Raw genomic sequence first — 18,433 nt, 5'->3', positions numbered from 1 at the left:
AACGCCAGCCCGGCTGCCCACCTGCCGCGTTTGCCGGACAGCACCAGACCCGTGCGTGCTACAGGAACGTGCATGGCGGACACGACGCTGACCCCCGGGGCGGAGCTGGAGCGACTGGTCGACATCATGCGGCAGCTGCGCGCTGAAGGCGGCTGCCCGTGGGATCGCGAACAGGACCTGCGCTCGCTGCGGCCCTACCTCCTGGAAGAGGCCTTCGAGGTCCTGGAGGAGATGGACCGGGTCGCCTACGGCGGCTCCTGGCGGACCTTCTGCGAAGAGCTGGGAGACCTGCTTTTCCAGATTGTCTTCCACGCCCAGCTCGCCTCGGAGTTGGGGGAGTTCTCCCTGGCCGACGTGGCGAAGGCCATTGGCGACAAGCTGGTCAGCCGGCATCCCCACGTCTTCGGCAACGGCCAGCGCATGGAAGGCGCCGAGCAGGTCCTGGACAACTGGGCCAAGCTGAAGGCCGCGGAGAAGAAGCGCAAGACGGGCCGGGAGGGCTCGGTGCTGGACGGCGTCCCCGTCGCCGCCCCGGCGCTGATGCGCGCCGAGCGGCTCACGGAGAAGGCCAGCCGCATCGGCTTCGACTGGCCGGACGTCGCCAGCGTGCGCGCCAAGCTGACGGAGGAGCTGGGCGAGTTGGACGAGGCCATCGCCGCGAATGATCGGGATGCCATCGAGCACGAACTGGGGGACGTGCTGTTCTCGCTCGCCAACCTCGCGCGCTTCGTCGGAGCCCCCGCCGAGGACGCGCTGCGGATGGCCATCCGCCGCTTCACCGCCCGCTTCCAGCACATCGAGTCCGCCCTCCGCGCCGAGGGTGTCGCCCTGGGGGATGCCACCCTGGAACACATGGAGCGCCACTGGCAGGAGGCCAAGGCGCGCGAAAAGGCCCTGCCGTCTCCGACGTGGGTTCCTCGCGCGCCCGTCACCACGCTGCGGCTGGGCGTGGCGGATCTTCCCGCGCAGCGCGCCTTCTGGGACGCCCTGGCTCCCCGGCTGGGGTGGATCACCCGACGGGCTCCGGCGGCGGATCAGGCCCTCTATGAAGACGGGGGCATTCTGATCGCCTTCGAAGCGGCAGGGACGCCCACGACGGGCCTGCGGCTGACCCTGACGGCCCCCTCCCTGGCGGCGGTGGAGCGACTCCCCGGCATCCTCGCGGAGATTCCGGGGAGTCGGCTGATCCAGCACCAAGCCGGCCGGATCACCTTTCAGGATCCCGCGGGGCTGGTGTGGGAATATACGACTTCGGTAGAGTGATTTTCCTCGCAGGTGCCCTCGGCGGGGCGTCCAGAGCCCGGAAATCCCGGCTGGGGGCCCACACCCGCCTTGACGCCTGCGAGGCGTCGCAGTAAGGACGGCCCCTCTTTTAGCCTGCCATTACCGCTGGAGATTTCTCTTGGCCAACACCAAGTCCGCAGAGAAGCGTCACCGTCAGTCCCTGAAGCGCCGTGCGCGCAACGTCACCGTGCGCGGTGAGGTGAAGACCGCCGTCAAGTCCGCCCGCGAGGCGCTCGGCAGCAAGGATGGGGCGCAGCTGACGGACGCCATCAAGTCGGCCGCCAAGGCGCTGGACAAGGCCGCCTCCAAGGGCGTGCTGCACAAGCGCACCGCTTCCCGCCGCATCTCGCGTCTCGCGAAGGCCGCCACCAAGGCTGCCCGCGCGAAGGCCTAATCGAAGCCTCGGGGCCACCTCGCGTGGCCCTGCTTCATTCGTGCAGGCTGCCGGGAGGAGGCTCTTGCCTCCTCACCAGGCGCCCGCGAGTCGGTCGTACCCGTCCCGCATCAAGACCTCCGCGAGGCGCTCGAGCGCGACCTGCCGGTTCGCCTCCGCCTCCAGGATGTCTCCGCTTCCCAGCACGTAGTCCTCCGAGCCGAAGACCTCCGTCTGCTTGAGGACCTGTCCGTCCTTCACCAAGCGGATCTGCGCCCGAGCGGAGACGCGGAAGAAGAAGCCCGGGCTGGCGCTCCTGCCCACAACGGTCGTGGGCGTGTTCGCCACCGACAGCACCGTGCCCTCCATGCGCCCGTCGCAGGACTCCGCGCTGCCCAGCCGGCCCACGCGGATCAGCTCCTGCCGTAGGAAGCGCGTGAAGACCGTTTCCAGCGTGGGCTCGGGCGTGGCGTTGACGAAGACAGGCGCGCAGAGGGACGTCACGCCGGCCGGAAGACCGTCTCCGCGAGGCGCCAGGCGGTAGCCACAGCCCGCGGCAACCCACATTCCCACCACCACGCCAATTCGAAGACGCCGGGGTCCGACAGCGCAGGGTCGCGACATGCGCGGCACCCTACCCGGCCCGATCGGCCCGTCAAGACAGAGGGCCACCGTCTTGTGCCGGCGGAGGCGGCGGCGGTGACGACTCACCGTCGACAGCCACGCCGCGCACCCGCAGGGCCTCCGCCAACGACGTCCACGCCGCCAACAGCCGCGTGTCCCGGGGAGAGCCCCGCCGCGCCAACCCCAGGGGCCAGCGCACCTGCGCCCCCTGCCGAGGCACCAGGACGAGCCCGTGGGAGCGGCACGTCAACGCCAGCAGGACGCCCAGCGCCGCCATGCCCAACCCCAGCACCTTCAGCGCGACGGGCTGCGCCCACAGGCCTAGCAAGGCGAAGACGGTCAACGCCAGCGCCTCCCGGAAGTAGCGCGAGTCCAGCCGCGCCTCCCGCAGCGAGTCCAACTCCACGGGAGGCACCATGACCGACGGGTGCGGTTGATAGAAGAGCCGCGTCCCCTGGCCGGAAAGCATGCGGCCTCCGCCCAGGTCCGCGACGAAGAACGGCTCCCCCGGTGTCGGGCCCCCGGGAAGGGGCGCTTCGGGAAGCACGGCCTCGCAGGCAATGCACCGCGGGCGGCCCGCGGGTTGGGGCCGCCCACATGCACCACACATGACGATGACCTCGGCCGGCACCCGGGTCTCCGCTCAGGTAGCGACGAAGTTCACGAGGCGCTTGGGGACGAAGACGAACTTGCGCAGCGTCTTCCCCGCCAGGGCCGCCTGGACCTTTTCGTCGGCCTCCGCCGCGGCGCGAACATCCGCCTCCGCCGCGTCCGCCGCCACGCGAATCTCCGCGCGCAGCTTGCCGTTCACCTGCACGGCGTAGGGGATGACGTCGTCCACCACCAGCGCCGGATCGAACTCCGGCCAGGACTGCGAGACGGTGAAGTCCTTGCTGCCATAGGCCGCCGCGATTTCGTCCGCGATGTGCGGCGTGAACGGCGTGAGCACAACCGTCAGCAACCGCACGGCCTCCGCCATGGCGGCCTTCTCCGCGGCCGTCTCAAGCGTCCCCAGTGCGGAGAGCGCGTTGACGCCTTCCATGATGCCGGCGATGGCCGTGTTGAAGGACAGGCGCTCGATGGCCTCCCCCACCCGCTTCAGCGTCTTGTGGGCGGCGCGGAGGATCTCCAGCGACTTGCCCTCGTAGGGCCCGTCATGGGTGGCCCCCGCGGCAGCCGCCTGGTGCGTGGCGGCCAGCGCCCAGACGCGCTTGAGGAAGCGGAACACGCCCTCCACCTGCTCATCGGACCAGTCGAAGTCCCGTTCCGGCGGGCCCGCGAACAGCACGTAGGCCCGCGCCGTGTCCGCGCCGTACTTCTGGACGATGGAGGCAGGCGCCACCACGTTGCCCCAGCGCTTGGACATCTTCCGGCCATCCGGCCCGTTGACGATGCCCTGGGTGATGAGGCGCTTGACGGGCTCATCCACGGGGCTCAGCCCCAACAGCTTCATCACCCGCGTCCAGAAGCGGAAATAGAGCAGGTGCATCACCGCGTGCTCGGGACCACCCACGTAGATGTCCACGGGCAGGAAGCGCTGGGCCTCCTTCGGGTCGAACGGCGCGGCGTCGTAGTGCGGCGACAGGTAGCGCGCGAAGTACCAGCAGGAGTCAACGAAGGTGTCCATCGTCTCCGCCTCGCGCCGGGCAGGCCCGCCGCACTTCGGACACGAGGTGTTCACCCACGAGGCCACCTTCGCCAGCGGCGGCTCACCCTTGCCGGTGAGCACCGCCTGGGTGTCGATCTCCGGCAGGCGCACGGGCAGCTGCGCCACCGGCACCGGGATGCCGTTGCGGTCCGGGTCGCACTTCTCGCAGTAGACGATGGGGATGGGCGTGCCCCAGTAGCGCTGGCGGCTGAAGCCCCAGTCCTTCTGGCGGTACGTCACCGTCGCCTTGCCCTTGCCGTCCTTCTCCAGCGACGCGGCCATGGCCTGGCGCGCCTGCTCGGACGTCTGGCCCGTGTAGGCGCCCGAGTTCTCCAGCACGCCGTACTCCGTATAGGCCGCCTCCAGATTGTCACCCGGCGGGAGCTTGTCACCGGACGCGGGCTGGATGACGACCTTCACAGGCAGGCTGTACTTGCGCGCGAAGGCGAAGTCGCGCTCGTCATGCGCGGGCACGCTCATCACCGCGCCGGTGCCGTAGTCGCTCAGCACGAAGTTGGCGATCCAGATGGGGACCACCTGGCCGGTGAAGGGATTCTCCGCGTAGGCGCCAGTAAAGACCCCCTCCTTCTCCGTGCCCTCGCCCAGGCGCTCCGTCTTGGACTGGGCGGCCATGCGCTTGGCGAAGGCCTCCACCTCCGCGCGGCGCTCTGGCGTCGTCACCTGGGTCACCAGCTTGTGGTCCGGCGCCAGCACCACGTAGGTGCAGCCGAAGATGGTGTCGATGCGGGTGGTGAACACGCGCAGCGCGGCGTCGTGCCCCTGCACGCGGAAGTCGGCCTCGGCACCGTCCGAACGGCCAATCCAGTTCCGCTGCGCGGCGGTGATGCGGTGGGGCCACTCATTGAGCGTGTCCAGCGCGTCCAGCAACTCCTGCGAGAACCGGGTGATGCGGAACGCCCACTCGGGCATCTCCTTGTCCACCACGGGGGCGTCGCAGCGCTCGCAGACGCCGTCCTTCACCTGCTCGTTGGCGATGACGGTGTGGCAACCGGTACACCAGTTCACCTTGCTGAAGCGGCGATAGACGAGCCCACGCTCCAGCATCTGGATGAAGAACCACTGATTCCAGCGGTAGTACTCGGGCTCGCTGGTGTTGACCTCGCGTTCCCAGTCGTAGCAGTAGCCCAGGCTTTTGATTTCCTTCTTGAAGGACGCGATGTTCTCGGCCGTGCGCACCGCCGGGTGCACGCCGTCCTTGATGGCCGCGTTCTCGGCCGGCAGGCCGAGCGCATCCCAGCCCATGGGATGCAGCACGTCGAAGCCCTTCATCCGGAAGTAACGCGCGTACACGTCCCCGAGCAGATAGTTGCGGACATGCCCCATGTGCATCTTCCCGCTGGGGTACGGCAGCATCTCGAGCACGTACTTCTTGGGTGCACCGGGGCGGCTACCTGCCCGGAAGATGCCCGCGTCGTCCCAACGGGTCTGCCACTTACCTTCAATCGCCTGCGGCTCGTAACGCTCGTTCATCGCCATATCTATCGAGTCTCTTAGAGGGGGGACGTGCCCCAGGCAACTAGTCTCGCCGGGACAAATCCGTCCCGAGCGGACGACGGCCCCTGGGACGACTGACGGGGGGGCCCCCGGGGCCCCGGCCGCCTTCCTCGGCCCTCCAACGACCGCCCCGCTTCTTCAGCCAGTGACGCGCCGCGGCCTCGCTGATGACAGGCGCAAATCCCTCGGGCTCCAGCGGTGGGCAAACATTCCCGCCAACCTGGATTCAAAGATTAGCAATAAAAGTGAGGATATGCCGTTGACGGCCAATCGTTGCCCCAGTGACGATTCACCTCACCGGCATCCTGCCTTGGGGGGGAGCCGTCCATCCGCAGCGAGTGAGGACCGAATGACGCTGAGAAGGGCGTTGATTCCGGGGTGCGTGTTTGCACTCTTCTCGTTGGAAACGCTGGCGCAGGACGAAAATATCGCGCCACCCGCAGCCGAAACACAGACACCGGCGGCACCCGCGCCAGGGGTTGTGCCACAGCCGGTGCCCATGGCCCCCGCCCCCGCCCCCGCGCCGGTGAGCGGGCGCACGGTGAAGGGCCGAGTCGCGGACCGGCTCACCAACGAGGGGCTGCCCCTGGTGCGTGTCATCATCAAGGGCACCACCCAGGGCGTGGAGACGGAGCTGGACGGCACCTTCACCCTGCCCAACGTGCCGACCCGAGCGGTGACGCTGCTCTTCTCCAGCCAGGACTACGGCGAGCGGGAGGTGCAGATTGGCGCCAACCAGCGCACCGTGGAGGTCGCGCTGGAGAACATCTTCTCTGAGGAGATGGTGGTGGTGGGCCGCGCCAGTGAAGTGGCGCGAAAGAACCTGGCCAACTCGGTGGCCTCCGTGAACGCCGAGGAGATCAACCGCGCCCCCGCCCAGACGGTGGACCAGGCGCTCCAGGGCAAGGTCGCCGGCGCCAACATCCAGAGCAACGGCGGCGCGCCTGGTGGCGGTCTCCAGCTCCGGCTGCGCGGCGTGTCCACCATCAACGGCTCCTCCGCCCCGCTCTACGTCATCGACGGCGTGCTCGTCAGCGACGTGGCCATCGCGTCCGGTGTGTTCGCCATCACCGAGTCCGTGGCCGGCGCCAACGCGAACCCCACCCAGGACAACCAGGTCAACCGCATCGCGGACATCAACCCCAACGACATCGAGAGCATCGAGGTCCTCAAGGGTGCATCCGCCGCCGCCATCTATGGCTCCAAGGCAGCCAACGGCGTGGTCATCATCAACACCAAGCGGGGCCGCTCCAGCGAGCCGCAGTTCGAGGTGACCCAGCGCCTGGGCATGTACACGCTGGCCAACAAGCTTGGCACCCGCCGCTTCAACAGCGTGGACGAGGTGCGCGAAACGTTCGGCGAGGCCGCTGCCCAGTACTACGTGGAGGGTCGCCGGTTCGACCACGAGTCCGCCCTGGCCGGCCGCCGCGACTTGTCCTCGGAGACGCTGGCCAGCGTCAGCGGCGTGACGGGCAATACGAAGTACTTCGCGTCGGCGATGATCAAGAACGACGAAGGCATCATCGCCAACACCGGGTACGAGAAGCAGTCGTTCCGGCTGAACCTCGGCCAGAAGCTGGGTGAGGCGGTGGAAGTCAACGTCGCCACCAACCTGGTTCACTCCCTGGGCCAGCGCGGTCTGACGAACAACGACAACGCGAGCATCAGCAACTACATGGTGCTGCCGCACGCGCCGGAGTTCCTCCCGCTGGAGGCCAACTCGGACGGCGTGTACCCGCAGAACCCCTTCCTCTCCAACCGCGCCAACCCATTGCAGACGGCCGCGCTGGTGAAGAACGACGAGAGCGTGTGGCGCTTCATCGGGTCCGGCGACCTGACGTGGCACCTGTGGAAGACGGAGGCCCACCACCTGCGCGTGCTGGCCAACGCGGGCGTGGACCGGTTCCAGCAGGAGAACTCGCTCTTCTTCCCGCCCGAGCTCAACTTCGAGCCGCTGGATGACGGTCTGCCGGGCTCGTCGCTCTTCGGAACCAGCCAGGTGCGCAACCTGAACTCCGGCCTGAACCTGGTGCACACGTACAAGCCCACGTCGGGCGGCATCGTGGCGACCACGTCCGGCGGTCTCCAGTTCGAAGAGCGCAACATCGACTCCGTCTACATCGTCAGCAAGAACCTGAACGCGGGCCGGCAGAACGTGGACAGTGGCACCGTGGTCAACCTGCGGCAGAACCGCTCGCTGGTGAGGGACCGGGGCTACTACGTCCAGGAGGAGCTCCTCCTGCTGGACGAGCGGCTGACGCTGGTGGGCGCGCTGCGCGGCGAGCAGAGCAGCGCCAACGGAAACCCCAACGCGCTGTTCCTGTACCCGAAGCTGGCCACCGCCTACCGGATTCCCTCGTTCCACCCGAAGGTGAACGAGTTCAAGGTCCGCGCGGCCTACGGTGAGACGGGCAACCTGCCGCTGTACGGAATGAAGTTCACCGGCCTGCGCGCCACCGGCAACATCGCCGGCAGCCCGGGTCTGGTGGGCACCGGCATCGCGGGTGACCGAAACATCAATCCAGAGCGGCAGCGTGAGATTGAGGCCGGCGTGGACGCGCTCCTCTTCGGCGGCGACGTGGTCGCGGAATTGTCCATCTACCAGCGCAACATCAGTGACCTGCTGCTGCAGCGCGCCCTGGCCCCGTCCGGTGGCTTCGCCACGCAGATCTTCAACGGCGGCTCGCTGCGCAACCGTGGCGTCGAGGCCATGCTCCAGGTGACGCCCGTGCGCGGCGGCTTCGAGTGGACCAGCGGCGCGACGTTCGCCCTCAACCGCAGCCGGGTGACGGACCTGCCCGTTCCCGCGTTCCTCGCTGGCGGATTCGGCACCAGCCTGGGCGCCTTCCGCATCGAGGAAGGCGCGACGGCGACACAGATTGTCGGCAACGACGGCGTCGACGAGAACGGCCGCCCGATTGTGCGGAAGGTTGGCGACACCGAGCCCACCTTCCGCATGTCCTTCACCAACAGCCTCAAGTACCGGGACTTCAGCCTGTCCTTCCTGTTCGACTGGCAGCAGGGCAGCGACATCATCAACCTGACGCGGTACATCTACGACGACGCCGGGACGTCACCGGACTTCACGACCGGGGGCCGCGAGCGACTCGTACGGCAACGTACGCACGCGAGCACGTACATCGAGGACGCCAGCTTCCTCAAGCTGCGTGAGGTGACCTTCATGTACCAACTGCCCAAGGACTGGGTGTCCATGGTTCCCGCGGTGAAGTCCGCCCGGCTCAGTCTGAGCGGACGCAACCTCCTCATGTTCACCGGCTACTCCGGGTTGGATCCGGAGGTGAGCAACTTCGGCAACCAGGCCATCTCCCGCAACGTGGACGTGGCCCCCTTCCCTCCCAGCCGCAGCTTCTGGACCTCCATCGACGTCGGGTTCTGAGCCATGACCATCCAACTGACCAAGAAGGCATTCGTGGGGCTCTTCACCGTCCTGGGCCTGAGCGGCTGCGGGAGCCTGGACGTCCCGGACCTGAACAACCCCAGCCTCGATGACTTCCGCGAGCGGCCCACGCGCCCCGCGGTGCTCACCGCCGCCACGGGCTTGCTCCTCGGCCACCGCGCTGGTGTCGCCGCTCCCAACGGCTACGTGGCCCAGCTCGGCATCATCGGGCGCGAGGCGTATGTCTTCGATCCCGCGGACCCGCGCGCCGTCGGCGAACTGCTGGGCCCTACCCTGGACCCTGGCGGCCCGGCGTTCGGCGGCAATCACTGGACCAACCCCTACCTGAACATCCGCAACGCCAACGCGCTGCTGGACTCCCTGGACAAGGTCCCCAACACGCCCGACGCTGAGAAGGAGGGCCTCCGCGGCTTCGCGAAGACGATGCAGGCCCTGGACTTCCTCGTGGTCATCAACACGCGGGACACCGAAGGGGCCCCCATCGACGTCAACCTGCCCATTGGCCAACTGGCCCCCATCGTGGGCAAGGAGGCGGTGTTCGAGCGAATCGCCGCGCTGCTCGACGAGGGCCACGCTCACCTGGGGAACGCGGGGGAGACGTTCCCCTTCCAGCTCAGCCCGGGCTTCGCCGGATTCAACACGCCCACGACGTTCCGGCAGTTCAACCGCGCGCTCGCCGCACGGGTGGCGGTGTACCGGGGGCGCTACCCCGAGGCGCTCACCGCCCTGAGCCAGTCCTTCCTCAACCAGACTCAGCCGTTGGAGCTGGGCATCTATCACTCGTTCGGGACGAACTCCGGCGACACCGACAATGGCCTCATCAGCGTCAACGTCTACGCGCACCCGTCGATCGTCACCGACGCGGAGCTCCAGGAAGATGGCACCGTGGATGACCGCGTGGTCCGGAAGCTCACGCGCCTGCCCGCGGTCCGGACCGCGGCGGACGGGAAGCTGTCTACTGAGTGGCGCTTCCGCATCTACCCCACGAACAACTCGCCAGTGACCATCATCCGCAACGAGGAGCTCATCCTCCTGCGCGCCGAGGCCAACATCGGTGCTCGGAACTTCGGGCCGGCCGCGGACGACCTCAACTTCATCCGCACCACGTCGGGCCGGCTGGCCCCGCGCCTGGACATCGATGAGACGAACGCCCTGGACGAACTGCTGAAGCAGAAACGGTACTCGCTCCTGTTCGAAGGCGGCCACCGGTGGATCGACCTGCGGCGCTACGGGCGGCTCGACACGCTCCCCCGCGAGCTGGACCCGGACATCGCGCCCCACGAGCGCTTCCCCATCCCCGCAGCGGAAATGAACGCGCGGCAGTAGGCGCTCCGCGCAGTCTTTGAAGCTCCAGGTGCACGGCAGTCAGGCGTGCACCTGGAGCGCGGGCGCTCAGCCGCCCTGCTTCAGCCCGGCCCGTTCGGCGACGAGCGCCCCCAGCGCGGACCAGTCCAAATCGCCGTGGCCCTGCGCGACGCCTCCCAGGAACTGGTCCTTCACGAGGCTGGCCAGGGGCATGGGCACCTCGGCGGTGCGCGCGGCGCCCAGGACGAGCTCCACGTCCTTGAGGCCCAGCCGCATCTTGAAGCCCGCCGGGCTGTACTTCTCCTCGGCGATGAGCTGCGCGTACCCCTCGAAGATGGGTGAGCGCGCGAAGACGGATTGGAAGACCTCCAGGAACACCTTCGGCTCGATGCCGGACTTGCGCGTCAGGGCGAAGGACTCGGCGAGCGCCTCCATCATCGACGCGATGAGGAAGTTGCCCGACAACTTCACGACGTTGGCCGCCGGGGCACTGTCACCCAGCACGGTGAGGCCGCGCCCCAGCGCCTCCAGCAGCGGTCGGCAGCGGTCCACGTCCTGCTTCGGACCGGCGGCCACCACCCACAACTGCTTCGACGCCGCGGCGGTAGGTCGCCCGAACACCGGCGCGGAGAGATACCGCTGGCCGGCGCTCGCATGCGCCTCCGCCAACCGTTCGGAAAGCGCCACGGAGAGCGTGCTCGACGAGACGTGCACCGCGCCCGGCGCCAGTCCCGCCTGGAGGCCGTCCTGGCCGAACACCGCGGATGTCACGGCCGCATCGTCCGCCAGCATGCTGAAGACGACCTCCGCGCCGCGAGCCGCCTCCGCGGGGCTGCGGGCGACGCGCGCCCCCTTCTCCTTCAACGGCGCGGCCTTGGACTCCGTGCGGTTCCACACCGTCAGCCCGTGCCCCGCGGCCGCCAGGCTCGCCGCCATGGGCAGTCCCATGTTGCCCAGGCCAATGAATCCCACCTTCATGCGCGTCTCCTCCCGGAAACGGCCCGGATAATCCGCGCCCAGGAGCCCCACCACCGCAAAGCACGCGCACGTCCAGGAGCGAACGCGGGACGACCTATTCTGGCCGGTCCTCGGAGACATCCAGGCGCTCGAAGGCATGGCCCAGCGCCATGACCCCCAGCCACACCTCCCCCACCAACACACCCGCCGCGACGAAGCCCGCAACGGGCAGGGCCCAGGGGCCCAACAGCGTCGACGCAGGGAGGCCCACCACGAGCGCCACCAGCCCCGCGGGAATCAACCCCACCAGCATCACCACCAGCGTGCCCACAACGGCCAGCAGGCGCTGGCCCATCGCCTCGATGCCGCGTGCCCGCTCGCCTGTGTCCGCCGGTACCCACGAGGGAAAGAGGACCACCGCGGCGTTCTGCACGAAGAGGCCCGACAGCGACACGGCCGGAAGCAGGAACGCCAGCGCCAGCCCTCCTGGCCACCACCAGCCGCCCAGGCGCGAGGCCTCCACGCCGGGCCCCAGGACGAGCGCCACCGCCAACAACGCGAGCTGGAACGAGGTCAGGGCCAGCGAGGATGCCGCCAACTGCGCGCGCACCACCTGCCGTCCTGTCAGTGGCATGGCGCGCAGCAGGTCCAGCTTGGGCAGGTCCATCCGCAGGTCCATGCGGAACGCGCTCGGCCCCACCACCGTCAGCATCACCGACAACGCCAGCGCCACCGGCCCGAGCACCCGCCGCGTGTCCGTGAACAGACGCGTGTCGCCCATCATCGCCGCGATGGCACCGCCCAGGATGATGAAGGCGAGGAACACCGCGAACCCGCCCCCCATCCGCTTGCGCGCAATCAGGTTCTTCCAGATGAGCGCCACCTCCGGTCGGCCTCGAGGCAGCAGCCGGAATGGAGGGCGGCTCAACGTGAGCGAGCCCACACGCGTCATCCGCCCCGAGGCCCGCAGCATGCGCTCCCGTGAGCGGGACTCCGCGCGCACCACCGCCGTCTCCTCGAACGGAACTTCGGCCCAGAGCACCCAGCCGTAGTGCGCCGCCATCAGCGCCAACACCGGTGGCAGGGCCCACAGGAAGTCGCCCACGCTCTGCGCCAGCGCTGGCGCCACCAGCAGCCGGCCCGGCCACAACACGGCCGCCACGCCGGGTGACGCCATCAGCGCCTGCAACCACCCGCGAAGCGCGCGGCCTGACGAGAGGTCCTCGGGCACCGGGTGCTCTCGCAGCGAGGTGAACACCGCCAGCACCACGAGCGCCAGGACACCCCCCACCGAGCCCCAGCGGACCACTTGGCCCCAGAGGCCCCATGCCGACAGCCGCGTGCGCACGAAGGACGCCGCCGTCGAGTGCAGATAGAGCGTGCCCAAGGCCAGACACGCCCCCACGAAGAAGAGGGCGGGGTGCGGGCTGATGGTCCTCCCGAGGAACAGCGTGGCGAACAGCGCGCCCAGCGACGTGCCCAGGAGCCCGCGCACCAGCTTGTATTGCAGCAGGGCCCTGCGAGGGACCGGCGCGGGGAAGAGTTGCACCACCTCCGTCTCCGAGAATGTCAGCGACGGCCGGTCCCGGCCCAGCGCCCACGCGGCGAACAATGTCCCCAGCGCGGAGCCGACCAGCGACAACTCGGCGAACAACCGCACACCCTCGGACACCGTGCCCACCGACCCACGGAAGTCCAAACGCCGGAAGAAGACGGAATAGAGATACGCCGCGCCCACCAGCGCGCCCAGGAGGTAGCGCGGCTTGCGCAGCCGCTCCAACTGCCGCCGGATGCGATTGCGCCAGGTCGCGGCCCAGAGGAAGGCCACCGCGCGAGGGAAGCTCACGGCGCCTGCGTTCCCGCGCTGGTGATTCGGACGAAGAGCTCTTCCAGCGAGGCGTGCTCCCCTTCCGCGCCACTCAGTCGCGCGCGGATGTCTTCCAGGCTGCCCAGCGCCATGGCCTTGCCGCCCGCGATGACGAGCAGCCGGTGGCACAACTCCTCCACCAGCGGCAGCAGATGCGAGGACAACACCAGGGCCGCGCCCTGCTCCGCCCGGCGCCGCAGCGACGCCTTCATCCGCCGGATGCCGATGGGGTCCAGGCCGGTGAGTGGCTCGTCCAGGAGGATGAGCTTTGGCGAATGCAGGAAGCCACAGGCGATGGACAGCTTCTGCTTCATGCCTCGTGACAGCTCGCCCGGCAGGGACTTCTCCTTGCCCGTCAGCTCCATCTCCTCCAGCAGCGCGCGGCCCCGCTCCTCCCAGTCCTCCACGCCGTAGAGCCGCGCCGTGAAGTTCAGGTGCTCCCACACCGTGAGGTATTCAAAGAAGCGCGGCTCGTCCGGCAGGAAGGCCAGCGCACGCTTCGCGTCCACCGGCGTCCGCGACAAGTCATATCCCGCGACCAGGATGCGGCCCGAGCTGGGCGGCAGGATGCCCGCCAGGCACCGCAACGTGGACGTCTTCCCCGCGCCGTTGGGCCCCACCAACCCGAGCACCTCGCCGGGCGCCACCTCGAAGGTAAGCCCCTGCACGGCCTTCACCTCGCCGTACGCCTTCTCCAGGCCCTCCACCCGCAGGACGGAATCCATTCGTGCGCGCTCGCCTTCAGTCCAGCTTCAGCAGGTCCCGAACGGTATCCAGCACGACCTTCGCCTGCACGGGTTTCACCAGGTACGCGCTCGCGCCCAGCTTCATCGCGCGCTCCCGGTCCGCCGCCGCACCCTCCGTGGTGACGACGATGATGGGGACGTTCCGGTACTCGGTCGCCTGCCGGATGTGGCTGATGAGCTTCAGCCCGTCCATCAGTGGCATGTTGATGTCCGTGAGCACCAGGTCGAAGCGGCCCTGCGTCAGCTTCTTCAAGCCCTCGGCGCCGTCCTGGGCCTCGGTACACACCACGCCGGACAGGCGCTGCAACGCGTACATGATGCTGCGCCGCATCGCCTGCGAGTCATCCACCACCAAGGCTCGAATCTGCTGCGTCATGGACCGGGGACGTTAGCACCCGTGCGCCAGGGGCCGGAGTTTCAGCGCCGCCGCCGCGCCAGGGCCGCGAGCGCCGGGCCGATGTCACCCAGTGGAATCACCCGCTTCACCGCCCCGGTGGCGATGGCCTCCCCCGGCATGCCGAACACCACCGAGGTCTCCTCCGACTGCGCCCAGACCTCGCCGCCAGCGCGGTGCACCGCGCGCGCGCCCTCCGCGCCGTCGGCGCCCATGCCTGTGAGCACCACCCCCAGGGCCTTGGCGCCGAGCACCTGCGCCATGCTGGCGAAGAGGCGGTCCACGCTGGGCGCGTACTTGTCCACGGGCGTGGGCGGCGGCGTGTGCAGCTCCAGCCGGGAACCCCGCTCGGCCACCACCATGTGCCGCCCGCCTGGAGCGATGTACACGTGCCCGGGCTGTACCAGGTCTCCGTCACGGGCCTCCGACACCGTGAAGGGGCCGATGCGGTCCAACCGGTCCGCGAAGGCGCGGGTGAACTGCGGCGGCATGTGCTGGCAGACCAACACGCACGGCGTGGGCTCCACGGCCAGTCCCTCCAGCACCCGCTGCACCGCGGGGGGCCCCCCCGTGGAGGCGCCCACGGCCACCACCAGCGGCGGCTCGCCCGCCACCGCCATGGCGCGAGCCCCTGGCGCCGCGTGCCGGTAACCGGGGCGCACGTGCCGCGCCGCCCGAACCTTCTCCAGCAGCTCCACCCGAAGCGCCTCCATGGCCTCGAACGTCGGGTGCTGCGGCTTGGCGATGAAGTCGAACGCCCCCAACTCCAGCGCCTTGAAGACATCCGAGCGGTGCGAATAGCTGGAGATGACGATGACGGGTGTGGGCGCCGTGCGCATCAGCAGGCGGAGGAACGTGTAGCCCCCGAGCTTCGGCATCTCCAGGTCCAGCGTCACCACGTCGGGCTTCAGGTCCACGACCTTCTTCAGCCCCTCTTCGCCATCCGCCGCGCGGTCCACCACTCGCACGTCCGGCTCCGACTCCAACATCGTGGAGAGGGTGCGCCGGTTGTGGGCCGAGTCGTCGATGACCAGTACGGAGATGACGCCCTTGCTGCTCATCGACGCGCTCCTTCGTCCAACTCCGGCCTCCGGTACACCAGGTCCCCGCGCAGGTGAACGAACTCGAAGTCCGAGCCCAGATTCAGCAGGTTCTCTGAGTGTCCCAGCAGCAGGTACCCCCCTGGCACCAGCCGGTCCCGAACAATGCGCAGGAACTTCCGGCGTGCCGCCAGGTCGAAGTAGATGAGCACGTTGCGGCAGAACACCACGTCCATGCGTGGCACCAGTTGGCTCCCCACCTCGTCCAGCAGGTTGTGGTGGCCAAACGACACCCAGGCGCGCACTTCGTCCCGGACGCGCACGCGGCTGTTGCCCAGCGAAACGAAGTGGCGTTCCAGCAATTCCGGCGAGGTGGCGCGCAGCGCGGAAGGTCCGTACTCCGCTCGCCGCGCCATAGCCAACACGCGCCGGGAGATGTCCGTGCCCAGGACTTCCACGTCCCAGTCGTCGAAGCGGCGGCTGTCCTTGAGGAGCATCGCCAGCGTGTAGGCCTCCTCCCCGGACGAGCACCCCGCGGACCACACCCGCAGGCGCCGTAGCCGCGCGTTGCGCTGTTCCACCACCGGGAACAGTTCGTCCGTGAAGGCCTTGAGCTGCGTGGGCTCGCGGAAGAAGTACGTCTCGTGAGTGGTGAGGGATTCGACGGCCGCCTCCAGTTCGGCGTGCCGGTTGGCGTCGTAGCGCAGGTGGCGGTGGTACGCGCCGTAGTCTGGCAGCCCCAGCAACTCCAGCCGGGGCCACAGCCGGCGCTCCATCACGAACTTCATGTCCTCGTGCACCAGGATGCCGCAGTGCGAATACACGTGGTCCCGGAGGAGACGGAACTCCTCCGCTGACATCTCCGGACGTCCGTCGTCGAAGCGTGCCATGGAGCCCTCTCAGCGCCGGAGCAGGCGCTCCACGGCATCGGAGAGGGCTCGCAGCGCCAGGGCGTCCGACTCCGCCTCCAGCGCCTCCCGGGCGGCGGACAGACACTCAGGCCCCGCCGAATCTCCCAGCACTCGCGCCGCCGCTGCGCGGACATCCCAGCGCGCATGACGCAGCAGGGACAGCGCCACCGTCACCCCGGCCGACGACTCCGCCCCCGCCACCAGCGACGCCTTCACCACCTCCACGTCCGGATGCCCCGCGGCCTCCCGCAACACCCCTGGGCCCGCCGCTCCCATCCGCGCCAGGGCCCGCACCGCGGCCACCGCCAGCGCTCCATCCGCATCCCGCGTCAGGGCCACCAGGTCCGGCACCCGGTCCAACGCGCCGCAGTCCCCCGCAGCCTCCACCGCGGCCACCCGCACGGAGGGGTCCTCGTCCCTCAGGACCGGTGACAGCAGCGCGCCCGCGTCCGGTCCGCCCAGTCGCGCCAGGGCCCGCGTGCCCGCGATGCGCACCGGCACGGACTCATCCGCGAGCGCCGCGCGCACCAACTCCCGACCGACGTCGCCATCCAGCTCACACGCCGCCACCACCGCCGCCGCGCGCCACCGAGGGTCCTCGTCCCGCGCCAGCCGCTTCAACGTAGGCAGGGCCGGCACGCCGCCCACGCGGGCCAGGGCGGCGACCGCCGCGGGCGTGGCCCTGCGCGCCACCGCGTCCTCCAGCGCCTCCAGCACCGCCGGCCGGCACGATTCCGCCAGCCCGGCCAGGGAGCGCGTCGCCGCACCCGCGAGGGATGGCTCTTCCAGCAGGGCGACGAGCGGCGACACCGCCGAGGCCGCACCTGTCCGCCCCAAGGCACGCACCACCACCGCGCGAAGCTCGTCCTCCACCCACTCCAGCAACGCGCACAGCGGAGCCACCGCCGAGGCGTCGACCAGGTCCACCAGCGCTTCGGCCGCGGCGGCCCGCGCCGGCAGGGACAGGTCCGGCAGGTGATGAAGCAAGGTGCGCCCGCCGTCCGGCCCCAACCCGCCCAGCGTGCGCAGCACCTCGCGCAGCAGCCGCGCCTCGCGCGCACACTCCGCCACGGGCACGGCCAGCGAAGCATCGCCCAGCGAGGCCACCGCCACCAGCGTGCCCGCGCGCACCATGACGTCCTCGGACGCCAGCGCCTCGGTCAGTCGCGGCGTCATGCCGGGCAGGGGCAAGAGCGCCTTCCGCACCACCGCTTCGAGCTCGCCGCGCCGCGCACCCGCGGAACGCGCGGCCTGGGTCCCCAGCGCGGACAGCGCCGCCTCTCGCACCGAGCGCAACTCCGACGTGAGCCCCTGGCAGATGCGCACCGTCGCGTCCGCCTCCGGAATGAGGCCCAGCATCCGGTAGGCGCTCCGCTGAAGCCGAGGGTCCTCCAGCAAGGCCTTCACCAGCGGTAGGGGCGCCGCATGCTGAAGCAGCGTCAACCCTTCCAGGGCGGACAGGCGAAGCAGCGGCTCCGGTTCGGCCAGCAGCGACTCCAGCGCGGTGACGGCTTGCGCGCCGCCGATGCGTCCCAGTGCCTCCGCCGCGGACACACGCACGTTGAGGTCCACGTCCGAGAGCGAACGCACCAGGGGACCCTCCGCCTCGCGCTGCCCCAGTTGGCCAAGGATGTCCGCGGCGAACTTGCGTTGGTCCGGGTCCGGATGGGCCAGCAGGCCCACCAACGGGCCCAACGCGACACTGCCCAGCCCCGCGAGCGCCTCCGCCGCCGCATTCCGAGCCCCCGTCTCCCCTCGCTCCCCCAGCACGGAGATGAGCCGGGCCGCGAGCTCGCTCGAGGCGGGCATCCGCTTGAGGGCCTCCGCCGCGACGTGGCGCACGCGCCAGCTCTCGTCATGCAAGCCGGCGACGAGAATCTCCAGAACGCCCGCGGTGCACGGGTCCAGCGACTGGAGTGCGAGGTAGCGCGCCTCTTCCTCGACCGGGGGCTCGGAGCGGGGGCTCATGTGTCGAAGACCTGGTCAGAGCCTGGCTGAAGGTAGAACCAGAGTGCGTAGGCCCCCAGGGCCGTGCCCAGCGGGACATTGGGAATGGCGAGGATGCCCAACACCAGTGTCAGCGTCCTCGACCACGCTTTGCGGTACAGCAACCCGAAGCCGGTGATGACACCCGGCAACCCCAGCAGCGCCAGGCACCCGCCCACGCCCATGCCCAGGGCAACAATCAGCGCCCGTTCCTCGGGCTTCGCGCTTGGCAACATCCCGCCCATCGCCCCGAAGAACAGCATCACTCCCACGGCGATGAGCACCGACAGCCCGTTGATGACGATGAAGAGGATGCCGAGGATTTTACGGTGCTGCTCCAGTCCTTGATGGCCCATCTCAATCCC

Annotated in this window: 15 protein-coding genes; 4 read left to right on the top strand and 11 right to left on the bottom strand. The window is 69.4% G+C overall.

What is annotated here, in order from left to right; translation table 11 throughout:
* Window positions 1-72: 72 nt before the first annotated feature.
* Together mazG and rpsT are read left to right on the top strand one after the other, a co-directional pair.
* Window positions 73-1,263, top strand: coding sequence for a nucleoside triphosphate pyrophosphohydrolase (mazG, locus tag F8M74_RS17840; protein ID WP_141253137.1), 1,191 nt, complete (start codon window positions 73-75; stop codon window positions 1,261-1,263).
* A gap of 139 nt (window positions 1,264-1,402) precedes the next feature.
* Window positions 1,403-1,678 carry a 30S ribosomal protein S20 gene (rpsT, locus tag F8M74_RS17835; RefSeq protein ID WP_141253136.1) on the top strand — a complete coding sequence of 92 codons (276 nt, stop codon included), beginning with the start codon at window positions 1,403-1,405 and terminating at the stop codon, window positions 1,676-1,678.
* Between the two features lie 72 nt (window positions 1,679-1,750).
* Here the strand turns inward: rpsT and lptE are convergent, their stop codons facing one another.
* The 3 genes from lptE to leuS all read right to left on the bottom strand — a co-directional run bounded on the left by lptE (window position 1,751) and on the right by leuS (window position 5,426).
* Complete coding sequence (gene lptE, locus F8M74_RS17830; protein ID WP_228559692.1) at window positions 1,751-2,224, bottom strand: LPS assembly lipoprotein LptE; 474 nt, start codon at window positions 2,222-2,224, stop codon at window positions 1,751-1,753.
* A gap of 88 nt (window positions 2,225-2,312) precedes the next feature.
* Complete coding sequence (locus tag F8M74_RS17825; RefSeq protein ID WP_141253134.1) at window positions 2,313-2,912, bottom strand: hypothetical protein; 600 nt, start codon at window positions 2,910-2,912, stop codon at window positions 2,313-2,315.
* Window positions 2,913-2,924: 12 nt separating this feature from the next.
* On the bottom strand, window positions 2,925-5,426 hold the full coding sequence (leuS, locus tag F8M74_RS17820; protein WP_141253133.1) for a leucine--tRNA ligase: 2,502 nt from the start codon (window positions 5,424-5,426) through the stop codon (window positions 2,925-2,927).
* 517 nt (window positions 5,427-5,943) lie between these two features.
* Here leuS and F8M74_RS17815 point away from each other — a divergent pair.
* Both F8M74_RS17815 and F8M74_RS17810 read left to right on the top strand, forming a co-directional pair.
* Complete coding sequence (locus F8M74_RS17815; protein WP_216619763.1) at window positions 5,944-8,841, top strand: SusC/RagA family TonB-linked outer membrane protein; 2,898 nt, start codon at window positions 5,944-5,946, stop codon at window positions 8,839-8,841.
* Between the two features lie 3 nt (window positions 8,842-8,844).
* Window positions 8,845-10,188, top strand: a complete 1,344-nt coding sequence (locus F8M74_RS17810) for a RagB/SusD family nutrient uptake outer membrane protein (RefSeq protein ID WP_141253132.1) — start codon at window positions 8,845-8,847, stop codon at window positions 10,186-10,188.
* 66 nt (window positions 10,189-10,254) lie between these two features.
* On the opposite strand, the gene F8M74_RS17805 is transcribed toward F8M74_RS17810, so the two are convergent.
* The 8 genes from F8M74_RS17805 to F8M74_RS17770 form a co-directional block, all read right to left on the bottom strand.
* Window positions 10,255-11,145, bottom strand: a complete 891-nt coding sequence (locus F8M74_RS17805) for an NAD(P)-dependent oxidoreductase (protein WP_141253131.1) — start codon at window positions 11,143-11,145, stop codon at window positions 10,255-10,257.
* 94 nt (window positions 11,146-11,239) lie between these two features.
* Window positions 11,240-12,970, bottom strand: a complete 1,731-nt coding sequence (locus F8M74_RS17800) for a putative ABC exporter domain-containing protein (RefSeq protein ID WP_141253130.1) — start codon at window positions 12,968-12,970, stop codon at window positions 11,240-11,242.
* A complete protein-coding gene (locus F8M74_RS17795; protein ID WP_141253129.1) occupies window positions 12,967-13,716 on the bottom strand; it encodes an ABC transporter ATP-binding protein in 750 nt (249 codons plus the stop codon). Before F8M74_RS17795 ends, F8M74_RS17800 begins: the two co-directional genes overlap by 4 nt.
* Before the next feature lie 16 nt (window positions 13,717-13,732).
* Window positions 13,733-14,113 carry a response regulator gene (locus tag F8M74_RS17790; RefSeq protein ID WP_011554738.1) on the bottom strand — a complete coding sequence of 127 codons (381 nt, stop codon included), beginning with the start codon at window positions 14,111-14,113 and terminating at the stop codon, window positions 13,733-13,735.
* Between the two features lie 41 nt (window positions 14,114-14,154).
* Window positions 14,155-15,192 (bottom strand): chemotaxis response regulator protein-glutamate methylesterase, encoded by a 1,038-nt coding sequence (locus F8M74_RS17785; RefSeq protein WP_141253128.1) that lies wholly within the window; start codon window positions 15,190-15,192, stop codon window positions 14,155-14,157.
* The gene (locus F8M74_RS17780) at window positions 15,189-16,061 is read right to left on the bottom strand and encodes a protein-glutamate O-methyltransferase CheR (RefSeq protein ID WP_141253127.1); all 873 of its coding nucleotides are present in this window, start codon (window positions 16,059-16,061) and stop codon (window positions 15,189-15,191) included. Before F8M74_RS17780 ends, F8M74_RS17785 begins: the two co-directional genes overlap by 4 nt.
* A gap of 9 nt (window positions 16,062-16,070) precedes the next feature.
* Window positions 16,071-18,050: a HEAT repeat domain-containing protein gene (locus F8M74_RS17775; RefSeq protein ID WP_141253126.1), complete on the bottom strand. Its 1,980-nt coding sequence runs from the start codon at window positions 18,048-18,050 to the stop codon at window positions 16,071-16,073.
* Window positions 18,047-18,424 carry a hypothetical protein gene (locus F8M74_RS17770; RefSeq protein WP_141253125.1) on the bottom strand — a complete coding sequence of 126 codons (378 nt, stop codon included), beginning with the start codon at window positions 18,422-18,424 and terminating at the stop codon, window positions 18,047-18,049. Before F8M74_RS17770 ends, F8M74_RS17775 begins: the two co-directional genes overlap by 4 nt.
* Between the last annotated feature and the right edge of the window lie 9 nt (window positions 18,425-18,433).

Origin of the sequence: Myxococcus sp. CA023 (assembly GCF_010998615.1) — a bacterium.
Lineage (GTDB): Bacteria > Myxococcota > Myxococcia > Myxococcales > Myxococcaceae > Myxococcus.
Note: the sequence above shows the minus strand (reverse complement) of the source record. Positions and strands in the feature narration are given on the sequence as shown.